This is a genomic window from Nitratireductor sp. ZSWI3 (assembly GCF_024655565.1).
Classification (GTDB): domain Bacteria; phylum Pseudomonadota; class Alphaproteobacteria; order Rhizobiales; family Rhizobiaceae; genus Nitratireductor.
On record NZ_JANKOF010000009.1, the window covers coordinates 15,149 to 33,146 of the forward strand.

A 17,998-nucleotide genomic window follows, 5' to 3' on the forward strand; every position below is an offset into this window, starting at 1 on the left:
CCTAGCCGGCCTTTGACGCCTTCGGCCAGGTGTCCGACAGGCGATATCCGCCCGGCCAGGGATCGTCAGGATCCAGCATGTGCTGATGAACGCCCGTGATCCAGGCCCGGCCGCTGATCTGCGGGCGGATAGCCGGCAGGCCGCCGACCGTCGTTTCGCCGAGGATCTGTCCGTGAAACTCCGACCCGATGATCGAAACACCGGTAAGGCGGTCGCCGACGGCCATCTCGCCCCTGGCATGCAAAAGGGCCATGCGCGCTGAGACGGCCGTGCCCGTCGGTGAGCGATCGAGCTTGCCGGGCTGGATCGAAACCACCGACCTGGCGCGCAAGCCGGCGTCCGACCGCTCCAGCCTGCCCGCGAACAGGCAGAATGAATGGTGCCTCCAGTCCAGCCGTTCGGGGTGATGAAAGGCGAGTTGTGCGTTGGCTGCGTTGGTGATCCGCACGCCGAGTTCGGCCAGTTGCCGTGCCTCGCCGGGCTCGAGTGCAAGGCCCAGCTTCTCGGCATCGACGACGACGAAGCTGTCGCCGCCATAGGCGGTGTCGACGGTGATGCTGCCGAGCCCCTCGACCTCGATGGTGGCGCCGATCTCGCCGGCGAAAGCCGGCACGTTTTCAACCGTGATGCGCTCGGCCTTTCCGTCGCGGCAATCCGCCTTCACACGCACCAGCCCGCCCGGCGCTTCCAGCACCATCTCGGTCACCGGCTCCTGCATCGGAACGATGCCGCTGTCGAGCAGGACCGTCGAGACGCAGATCGAGTTCGACCCCGACATGGGGGGTGTGTCCTCGGGTTCCATGATGATCCAGGCTGCCTGCGCCTCGGGATGCCTGGGCGGCACCAGAAGGTTCACATGGCGAAAGACCCCGCCGCGCGGCTCGTTGAGCACGAAATTGCGCAGCGTCTGGTCCTCGGCGATCCATTTGCGCTGCTCCCAGACCGTGTCGCCCGGCGGCGGCGCAACGCCGCCGACGATGACATCGCCAACCTCGCCCTCGGCATGGCAGGAAATGACGTGAATGACCTTGCTGCTGCGCATTGAATGTCCTCGCTTTGCGCTGACGAGAGCCGTCCGGTTTTTGTGAATATCACGATTGTAGCCAGCGCGGCTGGATCCTCTGCGGCAGCATCCGGTCTCCCATGCGTCGTCAGCGGTAGATGAGCGAGGGCAGCCACAGGCTGATCATCGGGAAGAGCATCAGCAGCAGCAGCGTCAGCGCGTCCATCAGGATGAACCAGCTCACCCCACGGAACACCTGCGGCAGCGTGACGATGTCGCCCAGCGCTCCCTTGATCATGTAGACGTTGAGCCCCACCGGTGGCGTCACCAGGCCGATTTCCAGCAGCTTAATGACGATGATCCCGAACCAGACCGGCTCCATGCCGGCGCTGTCGACCAGCGGCAGGATGATGGGCAGCGTCAGCAGCAAGAGGCCGATGCTGTCGATCAGCATGCCCAGAACCAGATAGATCACCGTGACCGACAACAGGATCCACCAGGACTGATCGCTGATCGACAGGATGAACTCGGAGAAGGCCGCAGGCAATCCGGACAGCGCCAGGAAGCGCGTGAAGAAAAGCGAGCCGATCAGGATGACGAATATGGAGCCGGTGGCGATCAGCGTCTGGACGATGGCCGCCGAAGCCCGCTCGAACGTCAATCGGCCAAGAACGGCCGCAATGATCGCGGCGAGGAAGGCGCCGAGTGCTCCGGCCTCGGTCGGCGAGAAGATGCCGGTGAAGATTCCGCCCAGCACGCTGAGGATCAGAAGCGGCAGCGGCCAGATCTCGCGCCGGGCCATGCGGCGCTCTTCCGGCGTGATGTCGAGGACGGCCGCACCCGCAAGCTCCGGCTTGATCTTCACGCGAACCGAAATCATCGCCATGTAGATGAGGGCCGAAAGGATGCCGGGCAGGAATCCGGCCATGAAGAGCTGACCGACCGAAACCTGAGCGTAGACGCCGTAGAGGATCATCAGGACGGAGGGCGGGATGAGCGAGCCGAGCGTGCCCGAGGCGGCGATGGTGCCGGTGGCCAGTCCTTTCTCGTAGCCCGACCGCAGCATTTCCGGCACCGCGATGCGCGACATGGCCGATGCGGTGGCGGTGGAGGATCCGGCCGCCGCCGCGAAGAAGGCGCATGCCGCCACCGAGGCGATCGCCAGGCCGCCAGGCAACCGCGACAGCACGACCCGGAGCGCCGCGAACAGGCCGCGTGTCATCTGGGTCTCGGAGCAGATGAAGCCCATGAGCAGGAACATCGGCGCCGCCGAAAGCTCCCACTGGCCGACATAGTCGAACGGTGTCGCGGAGATCATCCCCCAGGCCACCTTCATGCTGAACATGGCCGCGATACCGAGCACCGAGACCGCCCCCAGGGCGAGGCCGATTGGAACACGCAGCGCTATCAGGGCCAGCGCGGCGAGGGTGCCGAAGATGCCGATGTCGAGATTGGTCATGGGGCTCCGATGGGTCGAGATGGCGGACTGGCCGCTGGCTCCGCGGTTACAGCGGCCGGGCCTCCCGCAACGCCTTGATCATGTTGGACAGCAGCGCGAGGCACAGTCCGAGGAAACCGAACGGCAGTGCCCACCGGGCCGGCCAGATGGGAAAGACGAAGTTGGCCATCGCCGTCTCGCCGCGAGCCGTCGCCCTCATCGCGTCCTGAAACGTCTGCCAGCCGAGCATTCCGAAGAAGGCGAGGCCGAACAGGCAGGAGGCAACGTAGAGCCAAAGCTGGAGCGTCGGCGGCATGAGCTGCACGAAGAGGTCGACGCGCACATTCTGGTGCCGCAACTCGACAAAGGCGAAGGAGAGAAAAACCAGCCCGACCATGTAATAGAACGAGACGGTCTCGAGCGTGCCGATCACCGTCCACTTGAAGAAGAAGCGCAGCACCACGTCCAGCGTCACCTGAAACAGCATCAGCAAAAGGCAGACGGCGGCGAGGCCAAGCAACGCCTTGCTGACGAAGGAGGTCATGCGATCGATCATCGGGCAAGCTCCAATCGCGATGTCGCAAACATCGCCGCGCCCGCCGCAGGCCGGGCGCGGGTTTCTCTCGGCTAGAGCGGGATGAGGAAAAGTGTGAAGCGGTTTTCCGCCCGCATCCCGCTCTAACTTTTTGAAAGCGATCGCGTTTATGATTTTGGATTGATTCAATCCAAAATCATCGCGATCTAAGGCGCGCGGCTTATTTCACGCCGTAGGACGCCGGATCGATGTCGGCATAGATCTCCTTGAGGGCCAACGCGGTCAGCGCGTCCTCGTCATCGATGTCCACATTGGCCAGGAGGGCTTCCCATTTTGCCATCGTGTCCGTGAAGTCGTCGATGACGGCCTTCGCGTCGGCCACACCATATTTGGTCTCGGCCGTCTCGTAGATCGAGGAGAGCGTCTCTTCACGAAACGCTTCGACGGACTGCATGAGATCGCCTTCCGGCTCGTAGACGTTGACGCCGCGGGACTTGGCCTCGGCGATCCCGTTGTCGACGTTCTGGCGGAAGTTGATGATGATGCGCGCCATCGAACGCGCCGATGCCTCCATCAGCACGGATCGCTGGTCCGGCGTCAGCGTCGACCAGAAGCCGGCATTGTAACCCCATTCGGGTCCCGACCAGTACATGCCGGTGGGAACAAGCGTCGTGTGCTTGGCGACCTCCCACAGCGACCGGTCGATCAGGTCCGCCGCGGTGTTGCTGGCGCAATCCAGAGTGCCGCGTTCCAGGCCCGTATACATCTCGCCCGATGGCACGTTGACGGGAATCCCACCGGCTTTCTCCACCCACACGGAGACGGTCGATCCGGCCGTGCGGATGCGCTTGCCCTTGATCTCCTCGAGGCTGCGCACGGGGCTCGAGCACATCAGCACATAGGGGAGCGTGGAATAGGCGCCGAGATAGACGAGACCCAGCTTTTCCCATTCGGCAAGCTGCACCGGATTGTGCATCGAAAAGTCGGCAACGGCGAAGATCGCCACCGTCGGGTCGGAGTAATTGAAGCCCAGTTCCTGGACGGCATTGGCGACGGGCATTTCGGACGGCGTGTAGACGGCGGTCTGATGCGCCACCTGAACGACGTTGTCCTGCGTGCCCTGGAGGTTCGCCCGCGCCGCAAGCAGAACCGTGCCGGTGTAGACCTCCGGTTTCAGGTCCCCGCCGGAAAGCTCCTCGACGAGCTTGCCCCATTCGATATAGCCGTATTTCGTCATCGGCACGGCGGTGTCGTAGAAGGAATTCGCGATGAAGCTCGTCTCCGCGCCGGCGGAGGTGGCGGCAAGGAAAGCGGCGAAGGAAAGGGCGATGGATCTGCGCGTCGTGTTCATGAAGTTCCCCGTTCGTTGGTTATCGACAGCGCCGAGGGGCTTGAGAGGGGCCTGGGATGGCCCGGGACTGGCCCGGGACTGGCAACGACATGCTCTCGCCGCTATCTTTAACATACAGACTATCGTGTTTTTAAGAGATCGCAATAAAAAACAGGATGGACTGTTGGTAAATTGATATGATTGAGGCGGACGAAGACCCGAGCATGAACGCAACGCGAGAGAAGAGACCGATGGACGAAATCAGGACGGGTGACGAGCCCACGGTAGTCAGGAAACGGCCGCGCCGAACGCAAGCCGAGCGATCGCAGGACACGCGGCGCCGGGTCTGCGCCGCCACGCTCGATGCTCTGGCCGATGTCGGCTACCAGCAGATATCGACCTCGCAGATCGCCGCACTCGCGAAGGTGTCGCGTGGCGCGCTGACGCATCAGTTCCCGACGCGAAACGACCTTCTGGTTGCGGCGTTCGAGTTCCTTGTCGGCCAGTGGAGGGAGGGCTATCCCTTCAAGACGGACGCCCCGCTGCGCCTGACCATCGACGAGTTCATCGACACCGCCTGGACGGTGATGTTCTCCACCCGGCGCTACGTCGCCTCGCTCGAGCTGATGCTGGCCGCGCGGCTCGACGACGAGTTGGGGCAGCGCCTGCGCAAGGTGCTCAGCGACTGGATCCTCGAGCGCGACGAGCGCGTCATCGAGATTCTCGGTGCCAGCCCGGGCGACAAGGATGCCGAGCTCTTCGTACAGCTCAATCTGTGTGTGCTGCGCGGGGTTGCGGTGCATCGCAGCTTCGACAGCGATCCCTATTTCGCCGAACGGATCATCGCGCAGTGGAAGACGATAGCCCGTGCCCATTCTCCGTTGGGCACGGATTCGTGACGTTGGAGAACCGCGCGGCGATCACAGCGCGTTCTTGAAGACCTGACCGCCGCGCATGATGAGCGGAAGATGGGCACCCTGGCCGGTCAGCAGGGCAAGGTCTTCGAGCGGGTTGCCGTCGACCACGATCAGATCGGCATGCGCGCCGGGTGCGACCGTGCCGATCTCCCCCTCCATTCGCAGCACGCGGGCCGCGTCCACCGTGGCGGAGCGGATCACCGCATCGGCGGGGATATAGCGTCCGCGCAGGGTGAACTCGCCGCTCTGCTGCGTCTGCATGCCGCCCAGAAGATCGGTTCCATAGCCCATCAGAACGCCGGCTTCGTGCATCTTCGCCAGCTTTTCCAGCCCGGCCTCGCGCACATCCTCGATCTTGGCCACCGAAGCGGGCGGAAGCCCGAATTTTGCGCCTTCTCGGGCGAGATAGTCGTAGGTGATGTTGGTCGGCACCACCGCGATCCCTTCGCGGGCGACGCGCGCGATGGTCGCGTCGCTCATCAGGTTGCCATGCTCGATGCATTCGATGCCGCAATCCAGTGCCCGGACGATCGCCTCGTCGGCATAAAGATGGCCGGATACATAGGTTCCGAACCCCTTGGCGATCTCGACCATCGCCTTCAGCTCGTCGACCGAGAAGACCAGATAGCCGATCGGATCCGAAGGTGAGGAGACGCCACCATCCGCCATCACCTTGACGAATTGCGCGCCGTTCTTGAGCTCTTCGCGCGTTGCGCGCTGAACCTCGGCCACGCCGTCGACCACCCGTCCGAGCGAGCCGAGCTTGTCGGCATAGAAGCTGACATCGGCGTTGGAGTAGGGGCCCCGGTAGTCGGTGTGGCCGCCGGTCTGGGAAAGGGCCTTGCCGCAGATGACCAGGCGCGGGCCCTCGATCAATCCCTCCTCGACCGCCTTCTTGAGGCCGATATCGGCCCCGCCGAGATCGCGGACGGTGGTGAAGCCGCGCATCAGCATGTCGGCCATCAACTGTCGCGCGCGCAGCGCCACCAGGGCGTTGGGCAACAGGGCATTCGCCGCCAGATCGGCGGTGGTCGCGATCACATGGACATGGCAGTCGATCAGGCCCGGCATGACGATCGCGCCACCGAGGTCGATCACCTCCTCGGCCTCGAAACGCACGCCCGTGCCCACTTCGGCAAAACGCCCGTTCTCGATGGCGATGTCGACCGGATCGGTCGGCTCGGGTCGTGTGCCGTCGACGATGCGGGCATTCTTGATCAGACAGGTCTTCATGGCTGCTTCTTTCCGTTTCACTGGGTCAGGCGGTCGCGATAGAGCTTGCCGTCCTTCATGATGAGCGGGATGTTCCGCCCTTGCTGGGTGAACGTTGCCGGGTCGGCGAGCGGGTCGCCGTCGACGACCAGTATGTCGGCCAGCGCACCGGGAGCGATGACCCCGATCCGGCCGCCCATCATCATCATCTCGGCATTGGCCGAGGTGGCCGAGATCAACGTGTCCACCGGCCGCTCGACCTGGGCACGCAGGGTGAACTCGTCGCATTGGTGGTCGTGCAGTTCGCTGCCGAGCAGATCGGTCCCGAAGCCGATCGGTGTGCCGGCCTGGCGCGCGATGCGCACGCTTTGCAGCCCGAGTTCGCAGACCTGCGAGATCTTGCGCATCGATTCGGCCGTAAAGCCGTAGCGGTCGGCGAATTGCGTGAGGATGCTCGAGGCGACGAGGGTCGGCACGAGCCATGCCCCCTTGTCGCGCATGAGCTCCGCCGTCTCGCGGTCGATCAGGTTGCCGTGCTCGATGGTGCGCACCCCGGCTGCGACCGCGGCCTTGATGGAGCGCGGGTTGTAGGCATGCGCCATCACATAGGTGTTGAAGGCTTCGGCTTCCTCGACGATGGCGCGCAGTTCCGCGATCGAATACTGTGTGACCTCGATCGGATCGCTGACGGAAGCAGCCCCGCCCGATGCCATGACCTTGATGAGATGGGCACCCTTGCGCAATTCGTCGCGGGCCGCCTCGCGCACCTGCGCCACCCCGTCGGCGATGCGCCCGATCTGGGAGCCGATCAGGCCGGCGGTCTCGCCCGGCGCCAGGGTGCGCGGCCGCATGTCGCCATGCCCGCCCGTCTGGCTGAGCGCCATTCCCGAAATGACCATTCGCGGCCCCGGCACCACGCCTTCCTCGATGGCCCGCACATGGCCGCGATCGGCGCCGCCGGCATCGCGCACCGTGGTGAACCCGCGATCCAGCCAGCCCTTGGCGATGCGGTATGCATGCACGCTGACATAGCTGGCGTGATCCTTGCCGTAGGACAGGTCCACGCTGTTGGCGACGATGTGCACGTGAGCGTCGATCAGGCCGGGCATCAGCACCCGCCCGCCGCAATCGATCACCACGGCTTCGGCGGGCGCCACGGGCGCCTCGCCCATGTCGCTTATCCGGTTTTCCTCCACGACGACGCTCAGCCCCTGCAGGTAGCTCTCCGTCTTGCCGTCGAAGATCCGTGCGTTCCTGAAGATGTATGTCATGGGCCTCGGGCTTATCTCTTGCGGGGGGCGATCGCGGCGTTATGCGGCACTTGATTTACGAACAACATTGTGCGTAACTTAAAAACAGCACAGTCGGAAAGTTTCGTAAAGCGAATTCGCCCGCAGCGGTGATTTTACGGCTCTGCTTCACAGAGCGCGGCTCAGCGCCTCGACGGGAACAGGCGGGCCTTACCGGTCGCAGTCGAAACAAGGAGAACAGGGGAATGTCGTTTCGTTTCAAAGCTGCCTTGATTGGCGCTGTCGTCGCCATGCCGCTTGCGGCGCAGGCCGAGAACTGGGATCTGGCCAACGAATATCCGGCCACCTCGATTCACGCGGAGATCGCGGATTTCTTCGCCAAGGCGGTAAAGGAGGGCACCAAGGGCGAGATCGAGATCGTCAACCACCATGGCGCCTCGCTGGGCTACAAGAGCATCGACCATTTCGATGCGGTGGGCGACGGCGCTCTTCAGCTCGCCTCGTCCTCCTTCGTGTTCTGGACCGGTATCGATCCGATCTTCCAGCTTCCGTCGCTGCCCTTCCTCGCGCCCACGGTCGAGGACACCCGGAAGCTCTACGATCTGGCGAAGCCGGAATATGCGCAGGCACTCGACGAGGCGAACCAGGTGCTGCTGTTTGCCACGCCCTGGCCATCCTCGGGCCTGTGGGGCAACAAGCCGTTCGAAAGCGCGGACGACATGAAGGGCATCAAGGTGCGCACCTATGACACCGCCTCGACCGACACGATGCGCAATGCCGGCGCCTTTCCCGTGCAGATCGCCTGGGCCGACGTGCCCGCGCAGCTTTCGACCAACGCGATCGATTCCGTCCTGACATCGGCCGATGGCGGCGTCGGCGCACAGTTTTGGGAGATGCAGTCGAACTTCACCCAGGTGAACTACGCCATGCCATTGCAGGCGGTGCATCTGAACAAGGACGCCTGGAACGCTCTCGACGACGCGCAGCGCGAGGAGATCCGCAAGGCCGCGGCCGATGCGGAGGCCTTCGGCTGGAACCTGCTCGCCACGCGCACCGAGGAAAACTACGCCAAGATGCGCGAGCACGGCATGACCGTGACGGAAGCCATCGACGGCGCGTTCGCCGATTTCCTGGGCGCCTCGGCGCAGCCTTTCATCGATGCCTGGGTCGAGAAGGCCGGCCCGGAGGCGAGGAAACTCCTCGACGCCTACAAGGCCCAGCGTTGACCCCAAGTCACGGAGCCGGATCTGCGTGCTCCGTGACGCCCATCACCGTTCGAAGGGAGCCGGGCGACATGCAGCGTTTCTATCGCGTGGCCTATTTCCTGTCAGTCTGCGCGGCCACAGTGGCGGCGGCGGCGCTGGTGCTGATGGTGGCGATGATCATCTACGAGATCGCGCTGCGTTACTTCTTTTCGACCTCCACATTCGTGCTCGGCGAATTCGTCGGCTATGGCGTCTCGATCTGCGTGTTGTGGTCGCTCGGCTACACGCTCGAACACAATGGCCTGATCCGCGTCAATCTGCTCATGCAGAGCCTGCGCCCCGGCTGGCAAAGGGGGCTCGAGGTCTGTGCCGCGCTCGCCACCGCCGCCATGACATTCGGCCTGGCGCTCGAATTCCTGAAGCGGGCAATGCGCGCCTGGTCGCGCGGCACCGTCTCGGCCTCCCTGGCCGAAGTGCCCATATGGATTCCCGAAGGCGTGGTCCTGGTCGGCCTGTCGCTCTTCACCTTGCAACTCGTCGCCCACGCGCTGCGCGTTGCGGCCGGACATCCGAGCCCCGCCCGCATCGATCCCCATGTGCTGACCGAATGACCGTCCGCGCTTTTCCATTCCCTCTCGCCGCTCTGGATACCGCCTCATGGATGCACTGATCAGCGCATTCGTCGTGCTGGCCCTGCTGGTCCTTTTTCTGGGCGCCGGATTGTGGGTCTTCGCCTCGCTCAGCCTCGTCGCCGTTTCCTCGCTCGTCCTGCTCTTCGGCATGGACCTGTCGCGGATCGGCTCGATCGCGGCCAACATCGTCTATCGCTATTCATCGTCCTGGGAGCTGTCGGCCATCCCCATGTTCATCTGGATGGGCGAAATCATCTTCCGCACCGACATATCGGCCCGGCTGTTTCGCGGCCTGTCGCCTTTCGTGGCCTATATCCCGGGCCGCCTGCTGCACACCAATGTGCTCGGCTGCACGCTTTTCGCCGCCGTTTCGGGTTCGTCTCCTGCAACGACCGCGACGGTGGGCAAGATCACGACCGGCGAACTCTTCCACCGTGGCTACGACCGATCGCTGACCGTCGGCTCGCTGGCCGGTGCGGGCAGCCTCGGCCTGTTGATCCCGCCGTCGATCGTGATGATCGTCTACGGCATCCTTGCCGAGCAGTCGATCAGCCGTCTGTTCGCCGCCGGCATTGTGCCGGGATTGATGATCGCCGGGCTCTATTCGGGCTATCTGATGCTGCGCGCGATCGTCGATCCGAGCCTCGTGCCGGAAGAGCGCATAAGGTATCGGCCGCTCGACTTCCTCAAGGCGTTTCTCGATCTGGTGCCGCTCACCGTGCTCATGACGATCGTGCTCGGCTCGATCTACACCGGCATTGCGACACCCTCCGAGGCCGCCGCCGTGGGCGTGCTCGCGGCGACCGTGATCGTGATCCTTACGCGGCAGTTCTCGCTGCGGCTGATGCGCGACACGCTGCTCGGCGCGCTCAGAACCTCGACGATGGTGGCCTCGATCCTGATCTGCGCCGCCGTGCTCACGACGGCGATGGGCTATCTGCACATCCCGGCGAATGTCGCGGCCGGCATTGCCGCGCTGGATCTGTCGCCGTGGTGGCTGATCTTCGCGCTGTCGCTCTTCTATCTGGGGCTCGGCTTCTTCCTCGACGGCAACTCCATCGTCGTGATGAGCTTGCCGATCGCCTTGCCGCTGGCGCTGCAGGCCGGCTTCGATCCAATCTGGTTCGGGGTCTATCTGGTCCTGATGGTCGAGATGGCACAGGTGACGCCCCCGGTCGGTTTCAACCTGTTCGTGCTGCAGGGCATCACCGGCCTTTCCATCGGCTATGTCGCCCGTGCCGCCGCGCCGTTCTTCGCGCTGATGCTGCTCGGCGTCGTGCTGCTGGCCGTGTTCCCGCAGATCGCGCTGTGGCTGCCGAATCTCCTTTTCAACTGACGCCGAAACATTCATCGTGACCCTTCCGATAAGCACCACCATCACCCGAATTCTGCGCTTGCAGGCACAGGACAACCAGCCGATGCGCATGTTCCGCGCGGTCGAGGAAGCCTGCCGGGATCGTTTCGGCTTCCGGCTGCTGACCGTCCTCGCATACGATCCGCAGCGCAACGACACATGGCGCGCCTACAGCAGCGATCCGCAAAACTACCCGCGGCGGGCGCGCAAGCCGATGGGCGTGACGCAGTGGGGACAGCGCGTCCTGCACGAGCGCAAGAGCTGGTTCGGAAACGGCCCCGAGGACATCCGCTGGGCCTATCCCGATGCCGATCTCATCCTGTCGCTCGGCTGCGAAGCCACCGCCAATGCGCCGATCGTCTGGAACGGCCGCACCCTGGGAGCATTGTCGATAAACGGCAGCGGCGAGGCCTACCGGCCGCAGATGCTCGGCGAACTCGAGCTGCTCGCGAGCCTTCTCGTTGCCGCAATGCGTGATCTTGACGGGTGCCCCTCCGGTCACGCTGCGGCGGGATAGGTCCGGGGAGCACAAAACTGCTCCCGCCCGTCGAACTTCTGATCAAGGTCGTTACTCTGCCGTTCTTTAGAGGCGCAAAAGTCCTCCTCATCGCACCAAGGTGATTGAGCGGTCGCGGGAGATGGGCCAGCAACGCTGCCGCAAGGGCACGATAGTGTCCAAAAAGGCAAAACAGCGTGGCAATCGACAATTCAAAGAGAAATGGCGCGCCCGAAGAGATTCGAACTCCTGACCCCCAGATTCGTAGTCTGGTGCTCTATCCAGCTGAGCTACGGGCGCGTCGGCTGCCGTAAAGGCGGCCGGTGTGGCAGTCGGTGACTGCCGACCGCGGTTACCTAACGAGTGATGCCGACAAATGCAAGCGGCAACATCCGAAATTCCGACATATCTTTTCACGCGTCCTTCATGAAGCGGCGGGCGAGGGCGGCCCGGCGCCGGAGCGGCTTAGCGCAGCGCGTGCTGATCGGGGATGGTGATGGCGAAGACCGTGTGGCCGCCCATGCTTTCGACGAGCTCCAGGTCGCCGCCATGGGCCCGCACGAGCTCCTGGGCGATCGCCAGGCCGAGCCCGGTCCCACCGCTCTTGGCGGAGCCGCGAAACGGCGCAAAGAGGTTCTCTCGGGCCTTTTGCGGCAGGCCGGGCCCGGTGTCGGCGACGAGGATGCGCGTCGTGCCGTCGAGCCGCTCGGCGCTGATCGTCAGGCGCCGCACCAGGCTGGGATCGTCGTCGCCGGCCATGGCCTGGATGGCGTTGCGGCAGAGATTGGCGAGGGCGCGGAAGAGCTGCTCCGAATCGGCATCCACCTCGAAGGCGGGATCGACGGCGTTGACGAATTCGATGCGGTTTCCCGAATCGAGCGGCAGGGCGCTCTGCACCTCGTCGACCAGCTGGTTGAGGCGCAGCCGGCGCCGGTTCGGCGGCGCTTCCTGGGTCCGGCCGTAGTTGAGAACGCCCTCGGAGTAGGCCACGGCGCGGTCCAGCGCCCGCAGGAGGCGCGGCGTGAGCGTCTTGACGGCCGGGTCGTCGATCATGCTCAGCCGGTCCGATATCAGATGCGCCGAGGCCAGCATGTTGCGCATGTCGTGGTTGATCTTCGAGACGGCGAGGCCGAGATCGGCAAGCCGCTTCTGCTCGCCCAGCGTCTTCTGCAGCGCCGACTGCATCCGCGCCAGTTCCCGCTCGGCGACGCCGATCTCGTCGCCCCGCCGTTCGGGGACGATGACGCGGCGCGGGTCGTCGGGGGCTTCGGCGAAGGACAGCATCGAGCCGGTCATGGCACGGATCGGCCGGATCATGATCCGGTTGATGGCGTAGAACACCAGCGTTGCCGTGAAGAGCGAGATGATCAGCGACAGGAAGGCCACGTTGCGCGCATAGATCAGCATGGCGGTGCGCAGGCCCGCATCGGGAATGAGGATTTCGAACACCTTGCCGCTTTCGCCGACGGTGCCGAAGATCCGGAACACCTGGTCGCCGCCGAAGAAGAGGGTGCTGAAAGTATGCCGGATCGCCGCAAGCGGCGAGATCGTGTCGAGGTCGAGATGGGCGTCGACCGTCGGCGGCATGTCGGAGATGACGAGGATGCGTGAAGCGGCCGCATCGCGCACGGCGATCGCCTTGACGCCCGTCGCCATCAGGATCTCGTCACGGATCGGCGGGGCGAGCGCGCTGTCGCCCTCTTCCATCAGGAGAACGCTGACGGCGGCGGCGTTGGTCAGCCGCTGCATCATCCATTGCATGCCGAAATTGGCGACGGAGGGGATGAAGATCAGCACCTCGGCGATCATCACGAACAGCACCGTCAGCACCAGGAGCTTCGTCGACAGGCCGCGCGTCAGGGGCACCACATCGGTGACGGTGGTCTCCTCTTCCGCGTTGTGCGACGTCCTGTCTGCCATTGCCGGCGCCTTTCACGTCCGCTCCGCGGCATAGAGTGCCGCAGCCATTCGGGCATGCTGGTGGTGCGATCCCAACAGATGGGTACCATCTGTTTCGGTCAGACCACTAGCCGAAGCGGTGCAGGAAACGCACCAATGCGCGCACGAAGGGCTTGCGTGTCGATTCCGTGAAATACGTGATCGAGGCACGTTTGCCAATCTCGGCCATGGTCGGGTAAGGGGCGACATAGGCCGCGATGTCGCGCACGCCGAGTCTGCGGGAAACGGCGAGCGCCCAGAAATTGATCATCTCGCCAGCACCGGCGCCGACGATCGACGCGCCGAGCACGCGGCCCCTTCGGTCGGTGACGAGCTTGATCAGGCCTTCCGTCTTGCGTTCGGCCTGGGCGCGGTCGTTTTCGGCATAGGGCCAGCGCAGCACGCTGATGCGGCGATGGCGCTTGCGCGCCTCCTCCTCGCTGAGACCCACATGGGCGATCTCCGGATCGGTGTAGGTCGCCCAGGGGATGATGGCGCGGTTCTCGCGCACCGGCAGGCGGAAGAGCAGGGCACGCGCCACCAGGCCCGCGTGATAATTCGCCACATGGGTGAACTGCAGCCCCCCGGCAACGTCGCCGATCGCGTAGATGCGCTTGTTGCTGGTGCGCAGCCCGGCCGACACGACGATGCCCTTGCGGTCGTGCGCGACACCGGCCGCATCAAGCCCGAGGCCGGCAATATTCGGCGTGCGCCCGGCCGCGACAAGGAGGTGCGTGCCGTCGATGCGGGCTTCGCCGGCTCCTCCTTCCACATGCACGCGCACACCGGAGTGGCCGTGCTTTTCCACCCGTGTCACGGCCGTTCGTTCGAGAACGGCGACGCCCTCCGCGCGGATGCGCTTGAGGGCGAGGGCGGTCATCTCCGGATCGTCCTTGCCGAGCGCGGCAAGGGCCTCGATCACGGTCACCTCGCTGCCGAGCCGCCGGTGCGCCTGCGCAAGCTCCATGCCGATCGGTCCGCCGCCGATGACGATCAGATGCGCCGGCTGGCGCTGCTGTTCGAAGATCGTCTCATTGGTGAGATAGGGCACGCCGTCGAGGCCGGGGATCGGCGGAACGAAGGGCGCGGACCCCGTGGCCACGACGAAGCGCCGGGCGCGGATCTGGAAATCCCCGGCACGCACCGTGCGGGCATCGGTGAAGCAGGCTTCGGCCTGGATCACGCGCACGCCGAGCGCCGTGAAACGCTCCACCGAATCGTTGGGCGCGATGGCGGCGATCGTTTCCTCCACATGCTTCATAACCCGGTGAAAATCGACCTCCGCCCTGGCCGGCATGATGCCGAGAGGCGCGCCGGTGCCCATCAGATGCGCCTGTTTGCCGGCGGCGATCAGCGCCTTGGAAGGCACGCAGCCGTAATTCAGGCAGTCGCCCCCCATCTTGCCCTTCTCGATGAGGACGACGGGAACACCGAAAGCGGCGGCAATGGCGGCGACCGACAATCCGCCAGAGCCGGCACCGATAACGCAGATATCAGTGGTGAGAAGAGCCATGAAGCGGGGTCTCTTGCTGGTGATGCGGTTTCACGCGTCCGGCGTGCGCCGCAGCTTTCTGATGAGGAGGGGGATGGCCGCCACCGCGGCGAGTACGGCGAAGGCGAGGGTGATCTGCGGCGTCACGAGGTCGGCGAGCCGCACCTCGCGGCCCGTCTCAGCCGCCACCGTCAGCACGCTGTCGAGCCCGTGGCCGAGATAAGCATAGGCGAATGTGGCGGGCAGGATGCCGAGGAAGGTGGCGACGGCGTAGGTGCGCAGCGGCACGTTGAAAAAGGCGGGGGCGATGTTGACGATCCAGAAGGGAAAGATCGGGGCGAGCCGCAGAACGAGCAGATAGCTGAAGGCATTGTCCTCGAACCCCTTGGCCATTCTCGACAAGCGTCCGCCGAGCCTGCGGGCAAGGATGCCGCCCAGCGCGCCGCGTGCGGCGATGAACAGCGCCGAAGCGCCGGCGGTGGCCGCCACCGCAACGAGCATGCCGCCGAGCAGCCAACCGAACAGGAATCCGGCAAACAGGGTGAGAACCGAGGCGGCCGGAAAGGAAAAGGCGACGGCGAGCGCGTAGAGCAGCGCGAAGCCGCCCGGTGCCAGAATGGGATGCCCCGCCACATAGGCGCGCAACGCGTTTCGGCTGTCGGCGAGATAATCGAGGGATAAGTAGCGATCGAGCCCCAGCGCATAACCGGCGGCGAGCCCCGCGAGAATGACGAGCAAGGGCAGAAGACGCCTGAGCAGTCGGTTGGGCACCGGGGCTTCGCTTCTGTCGGCCATCATCCGTATCGTCACCATCTGTTGCGCATGCGCCTGCAAATGCGGGCGGCTCTGCCTCGCTTTGCGTCTACATGCGCTCTCCGGTCCGGCACTGCAATGGATTCGGCTTCAGCTCACCGCGTTTTGAGCGGCATGAAAAGGGCGCTCACCGATCCGTGATGGTCGATGCTCGTGGCGGTCTTGGCATCGGATCAATACGAAAAGGCCCGCTCGTGAGCGGGCCTTTGAGGAAAGGTTCGGGTATGCGCCGCGGTTACGCCTTGGCGCGTTCCACGGCGAGGGTGCCGGAGCCGGAGGCGGTGAGGATGAGCAGACCGCCGGCGATCGCCAGGTTCTTCATGAACTGGATGCTCTGCATCTGATCGCCGAAGTCGAAATGCGCGACCAGCGCCGAGGCGACGCTGAACAGCGCCAGAAGAAGCGCGGCAATGCGGGTCTGAAAGCCGACCAGGATGGCGAGGCCGCCGAGCAGCTCGAGCAGCGCCACGATCCACGCCGTGACCAGCGGGAGCGGCAGGCCGACGCTGCCGAAATAACCGGCCGTGCCGCCGATGTTCGTCAGCTTGCTGAAGCCGGAGGTGATGAAGATGACCGAGATGAGGATACGGCCGATGAGGACGAGGGTGTTCTGAGACATGGTAGCGATCCCGTTGAGAAAGTTGCGCTCATATACGCGAGGCAATCGTGTATAAAAACAGCCCCAGTGGTTACGGTGTGTTATCAAAAGAGATAACAATCCGCTTGCCACCGCCCCGCCCAGGACAGTGGCGAAGAGTACGATGCGCCCTAGTGGTGCGATCCTGACAGATGGTATCCATCTGTCAGGAAAAATCGCCCCACCAGATCAATAGCTTGTGGGCTGACTTGCCGAAACAGATGGGTGCGATCTGTTTCGGTCAGACCACTATGCGGGCGCGATCATCTTTTCCGGGCGCACGAGGCGATCGTAATCCTGCTCGGAAACGAGGCCGCTCTTCAGTGCTTCCTCGCGCAGCGTCGTGCCGTTCTTGTGCGCCGCCTTGGCGATCGCCGCAGCGTTGTCGTAGCCGATCGCAGGCGCCAGCGCCGTGACCAGCATCAGTGAACGCTGCATCAGATCGGCGATGCGCTTCTCGTCCGCCTCGATGCCCTTGACGCAGTTGTCGGCGAAGGAGCGCATAGCATCCGACAGCAGGCGGATCGACTGCAGCACCGCATTGGCGATGACCGGCTTGAAGACGTTGAGCTCGAAATGGCCCTGGCTGGCGGCGACGGTGACGGTGGTCTGGTTGCCCATCACCTGGGTGGCCACCATGGTGAGGGCCTCGGCCTGGGTCGGGTTCACCTTGCCGGGCATGATGGAGGAGCCGGGCTCGTTTTCCGGCAGTTTCAACTCGCCGAGGCCGGAGCGTGGGCCCGAGCCGAGGAAGCGGATGTCGTTGGCGATCTTGAAGAGATCGGCGGCGAGCGCGTTGAGCGCGCCGTGGAAGGCGGTGAGCGCACCGTGACTCGCAAGCGCCTCGAACTTGTTGTCGGCCGTGCGGAAGGGCAGGCCGGTGATGGCGGCGACGCGGGCTGCGAAGGCCTTGTCGAAGCCGATCGGCGCGTTGAGGCCGGTGCCCACGGCGGTGCCGCCCTGCGCCAGCGCATGAACGTCGCCAAGGCTGTCCTCGATGCGCTTGGCGCCGAGCTCGAGCGCCGCCACATAGCCCGAGAACTCCTGGCCGAGGGTCAGCGGCGTCGCGTCCTGGGTGTGGGTGCGGCCGATCTTGACGATGCCGTCGAAGGCCTTCGCCTTTTCGGCAAGGGCTTTTGTCAGGTAGTCGAGCGCCGGCAGCAGCTCGGCCGAAGCCTCGCGGCCGGCGGCGATGTGCATCGCCGTCGGGAACGTGTCGTTGGAGGATTGGCCCATATTGACGTGATCGTTGGGATGGATCGGCTTCTTCGAGCCCATCTCGCCGCCCAGCATCTCGATGGCGCGGTTGGAGATCACCTCGTTGGCGTTCATGTTGGACTGGGTGCCCGAACCCGTTTGCCAGACGGCGAGCGGAAACTCGCTGTCATGCTTGCCCTCGACCACTTCCCTGGCCGCGGCGACGATCGCCTCGCCGAGCTTGGCGTCGAGCTTGCCGCTCTCCATGTTCGCTTCGGCCGCCGCCTGCTTGACGATGCCGAGCGCACGCACCAGCGGCACGGGCATTTTTTCGGTACCGATCTTGAAATTCGCCAACGAGCGTTGCGTCTGGGCGCCCCAGTAACGGTCGGCGGGCACCTCGAGCGGGCCAAATGTATCGGATTCGGTACGGGTCGTGGACATGCATTCACTCCATTGGGCGCAGGCTTTCACGCCGCCCTTAATGACGATATCAGCGCTTCTTGGCAATGGCGCGGCGCCTGTCGTGCGTTCCAAAAAAGAAAGGGC

Annotated in this window: 16 protein-coding genes and 1 tRNA gene; 5 read left to right on the plus strand and 12 right to left on the minus strand. The window is 64.5% G+C overall.

Annotation, left to right across the window (positions count from 1 at the left end):
• Position 1 precedes the first annotated feature (1 nt).
• The 4 genes from NUU27_RS05150 to NUU27_RS05165 all read right to left on the minus strand — a co-directional run bounded on the left by NUU27_RS05150 (position 2) and on the right by NUU27_RS05165 (position 4,327).
• Positions 2-1,042 carry a proline racemase family protein gene (locus tag NUU27_RS05150; protein ID WP_257761004.1) on the minus strand — a complete coding sequence of 347 codons (1,041 nt, stop codon included), beginning with the start codon at positions 1,040-1,042 and terminating at the stop codon, positions 2-4.
• Positions 1,043-1,151: 109 nt separating this feature from the next.
• Positions 1,152-2,462, minus strand: coding sequence for a TRAP transporter large permease (locus tag NUU27_RS05155; protein ID WP_257761005.1), 1,311 nt, complete (start codon positions 2,460-2,462; stop codon positions 1,152-1,154).
• Between the two features lie 46 nt (positions 2,463-2,508).
• Positions 2,509-2,997: a TRAP transporter small permease gene (locus NUU27_RS05160; RefSeq protein ID WP_257761006.1), complete on the minus strand. Its 489-nt coding sequence runs from the start codon at positions 2,995-2,997 to the stop codon at positions 2,509-2,511.
• A 199-nt stretch (positions 2,998-3,196) separates the two neighbouring features.
• On the minus strand, positions 3,197-4,327 hold the full coding sequence (locus NUU27_RS05165) for a C4-dicarboxylate TRAP transporter substrate-binding protein (protein WP_257761007.1): 1,131 nt from the start codon (positions 4,325-4,327) through the stop codon (positions 3,197-3,199).
• 230 nt (positions 4,328-4,557) lie between these two features.
• On the opposite strand from NUU27_RS05165, the gene NUU27_RS05170 reads away from it, so the two are divergent.
• Positions 4,558-5,205 (plus strand): TetR/AcrR family transcriptional regulator, encoded by a 648-nt coding sequence (locus NUU27_RS05170; RefSeq protein ID WP_257761008.1) that lies wholly within the window; start codon positions 4,558-4,560, stop codon positions 5,203-5,205.
• A 21-nt stretch (positions 5,206-5,226) separates the two neighbouring features.
• Here NUU27_RS05170 and NUU27_RS05175 read toward each other — a convergent pair whose 3' ends face one another.
• Entirely contained in the window at positions 5,227-6,456 is a 1,230-nt protein-coding gene (locus NUU27_RS05175) for an amidohydrolase family protein (protein WP_257761009.1), read from the minus strand.
• A gap of 17 nt (positions 6,457-6,473) precedes the next feature.
• Positions 6,474-7,706, minus strand: coding sequence for an amidohydrolase family protein (locus NUU27_RS05180; protein ID WP_257761010.1), 1,233 nt, complete (start codon positions 7,704-7,706; stop codon positions 6,474-6,476).
• Between the two features lie 224 nt (positions 7,707-7,930).
• On the opposite strand from NUU27_RS05180, the gene NUU27_RS05185 reads away from it, so the two are divergent.
• The 4 genes from NUU27_RS05185 (at position 7,931) to NUU27_RS05200 (ending at position 11,393) form a co-directional block, all read left to right on the plus strand.
• Positions 7,931-8,911 carry a TRAP transporter substrate-binding protein gene (locus tag NUU27_RS05185; RefSeq protein ID WP_257761011.1) on the plus strand — a complete coding sequence of 327 codons (981 nt, stop codon included), beginning with the start codon at positions 7,931-7,933 and terminating at the stop codon, positions 8,909-8,911.
• A 68-nt stretch (positions 8,912-8,979) separates the two neighbouring features.
• Positions 8,980-9,501, plus strand: a complete 522-nt coding sequence (locus NUU27_RS05190) for a TRAP transporter small permease subunit (protein ID WP_257761012.1) — start codon at positions 8,980-8,982, stop codon at positions 9,499-9,501.
• Between the two features lie 46 nt (positions 9,502-9,547).
• Complete coding sequence (locus tag NUU27_RS05195) at positions 9,548-10,858, plus strand: TRAP transporter large permease (RefSeq protein WP_257761013.1); 1,311 nt, start codon at positions 9,548-9,550, stop codon at positions 10,856-10,858.
• A 16-nt stretch (positions 10,859-10,874) separates the two neighbouring features.
• A complete protein-coding gene (locus NUU27_RS05200) occupies positions 10,875-11,393 on the plus strand; it encodes a GAF domain-containing protein (protein WP_257761014.1) in 519 nt (172 codons plus the stop codon).
• 202 nt (positions 11,394-11,595) lie between these two features.
• Here NUU27_RS05200 and NUU27_RS05205 read toward each other — a convergent pair.
• From NUU27_RS05205 to fumC, 6 genes are all read right to left on the minus strand, one after another.
• Positions 11,596-11,672: transfer RNA gene (locus tag NUU27_RS05205), tRNA-Arg, on the minus strand.
• 165 nt (positions 11,673-11,837) lie between these two features.
• Positions 11,838-13,292 carry a HAMP domain-containing sensor histidine kinase gene (locus tag NUU27_RS05210; RefSeq protein ID WP_257761015.1) on the minus strand — a complete coding sequence of 485 codons (1,455 nt, stop codon included), beginning with the start codon at positions 13,290-13,292 and terminating at the stop codon, positions 11,838-11,840.
• Between the two features lie 106 nt (positions 13,293-13,398).
• Positions 13,399-14,823, minus strand: coding sequence for an NAD(P)/FAD-dependent oxidoreductase (locus NUU27_RS05215; RefSeq protein WP_257761016.1), 1,425 nt, complete (start codon positions 14,821-14,823; stop codon positions 13,399-13,401).
• A 30-nt stretch (positions 14,824-14,853) separates the two neighbouring features.
• Complete coding sequence (locus NUU27_RS05220) at positions 14,854-15,597, minus strand: TVP38/TMEM64 family protein (protein ID WP_257761017.1); 744 nt, start codon at positions 15,595-15,597, stop codon at positions 14,854-14,856.
• Between the two features lie 253 nt (positions 15,598-15,850).
• On the minus strand, positions 15,851-16,345 hold the full coding sequence (locus NUU27_RS05225) for a DoxX family protein (RefSeq protein WP_257761018.1): 495 nt from the start codon (positions 16,343-16,345) through the stop codon (positions 15,851-15,853).
• Between the two features lie 156 nt (positions 16,346-16,501).
• A complete protein-coding gene (gene fumC, locus NUU27_RS05230) occupies positions 16,502-17,893 on the minus strand; it encodes a class II fumarate hydratase (protein ID WP_257761019.1) in 1,392 nt (463 codons plus the stop codon).
• Positions 17,894-17,998 lie beyond the last annotated feature (105 nt).

Bases quoted from the DNA above. Each gene is read 5' to 3' on its own strand.
- NUU27_RS05165 (WP_257761007.1), bottom strand. From the start codon at position 4,327: ATGAACACGACGCGCAGATCCATCGCCCTTTCCTTCGCCGCTTTCCTT.
- NUU27_RS05160 (WP_257761006.1), bottom strand. From the start codon at position 2,997: ATGATCGATCGCATGACCTCCTTCGTCAGCAAGGCGTTGCTTGGCCTC.
- NUU27_RS05195 (WP_257761013.1), top strand. From the start codon at position 9,548: ATGGATGCACTGATCAGCGCATTCGTCGTGCTGGCCCTGCTGGTCCTT.
- NUU27_RS05190 (WP_257761012.1), top strand. From the start codon at position 8,980: ATGCAGCGTTTCTATCGCGTGGCCTATTTCCTGTCAGTCTGCGCGGCC.
- NUU27_RS05175 (WP_257761009.1), bottom strand. From the start codon at position 6,456: ATGAAGACCTGTCTGATCAAGAATGCCCGCATCGTCGACGGCACACGA.
- NUU27_RS05150 (WP_257761004.1), bottom strand. From the start codon at position 1,042: ATGCGCAGCAGCAAGGTCATTCACGTCATTTCCTGCCATGCCGAGGGC.
- NUU27_RS05180 (WP_257761010.1), bottom strand. From the start codon at position 7,706: ATGACATACATCTTCAGGAACGCACGGATCTTCGACGGCAAGACGGAG.
- NUU27_RS05185 (WP_257761011.1), top strand. From the start codon at position 7,931: ATGTCGTTTCGTTTCAAAGCTGCCTTGATTGGCGCTGTCGTCGCCATG.
- fumC (WP_257761019.1), bottom strand. From the start codon at position 17,893: ATGTCCACGACCCGTACCGAATCCGATACATTTGGCCCGCTCGAGGTG.
- NUU27_RS05210 (WP_257761015.1), bottom strand. From the start codon at position 13,292: ATGGCAGACAGGACGTCGCACAACGCGGAAGAGGAGACCACCGTCACC.
- NUU27_RS05155 (WP_257761005.1), bottom strand. From the start codon at position 2,462: ATGACCAATCTCGACATCGGCATCTTCGGCACCCTCGCCGCGCTGGCC.
- NUU27_RS05220 (WP_257761017.1), bottom strand. From the start codon at position 15,597: ATGGCCGACAGAAGCGAAGCCCCGGTGCCCAACCGACTGCTCAGGCGT.
- NUU27_RS05170 (WP_257761008.1), top strand. From the start codon at position 4,558: ATGGACGAAATCAGGACGGGTGACGAGCCCACGGTAGTCAGGAAACGG.
- NUU27_RS05215 (WP_257761016.1), bottom strand. From the start codon at position 14,823: ATGGCTCTTCTCACCACTGATATCTGCGTTATCGGTGCCGGCTCTGGC.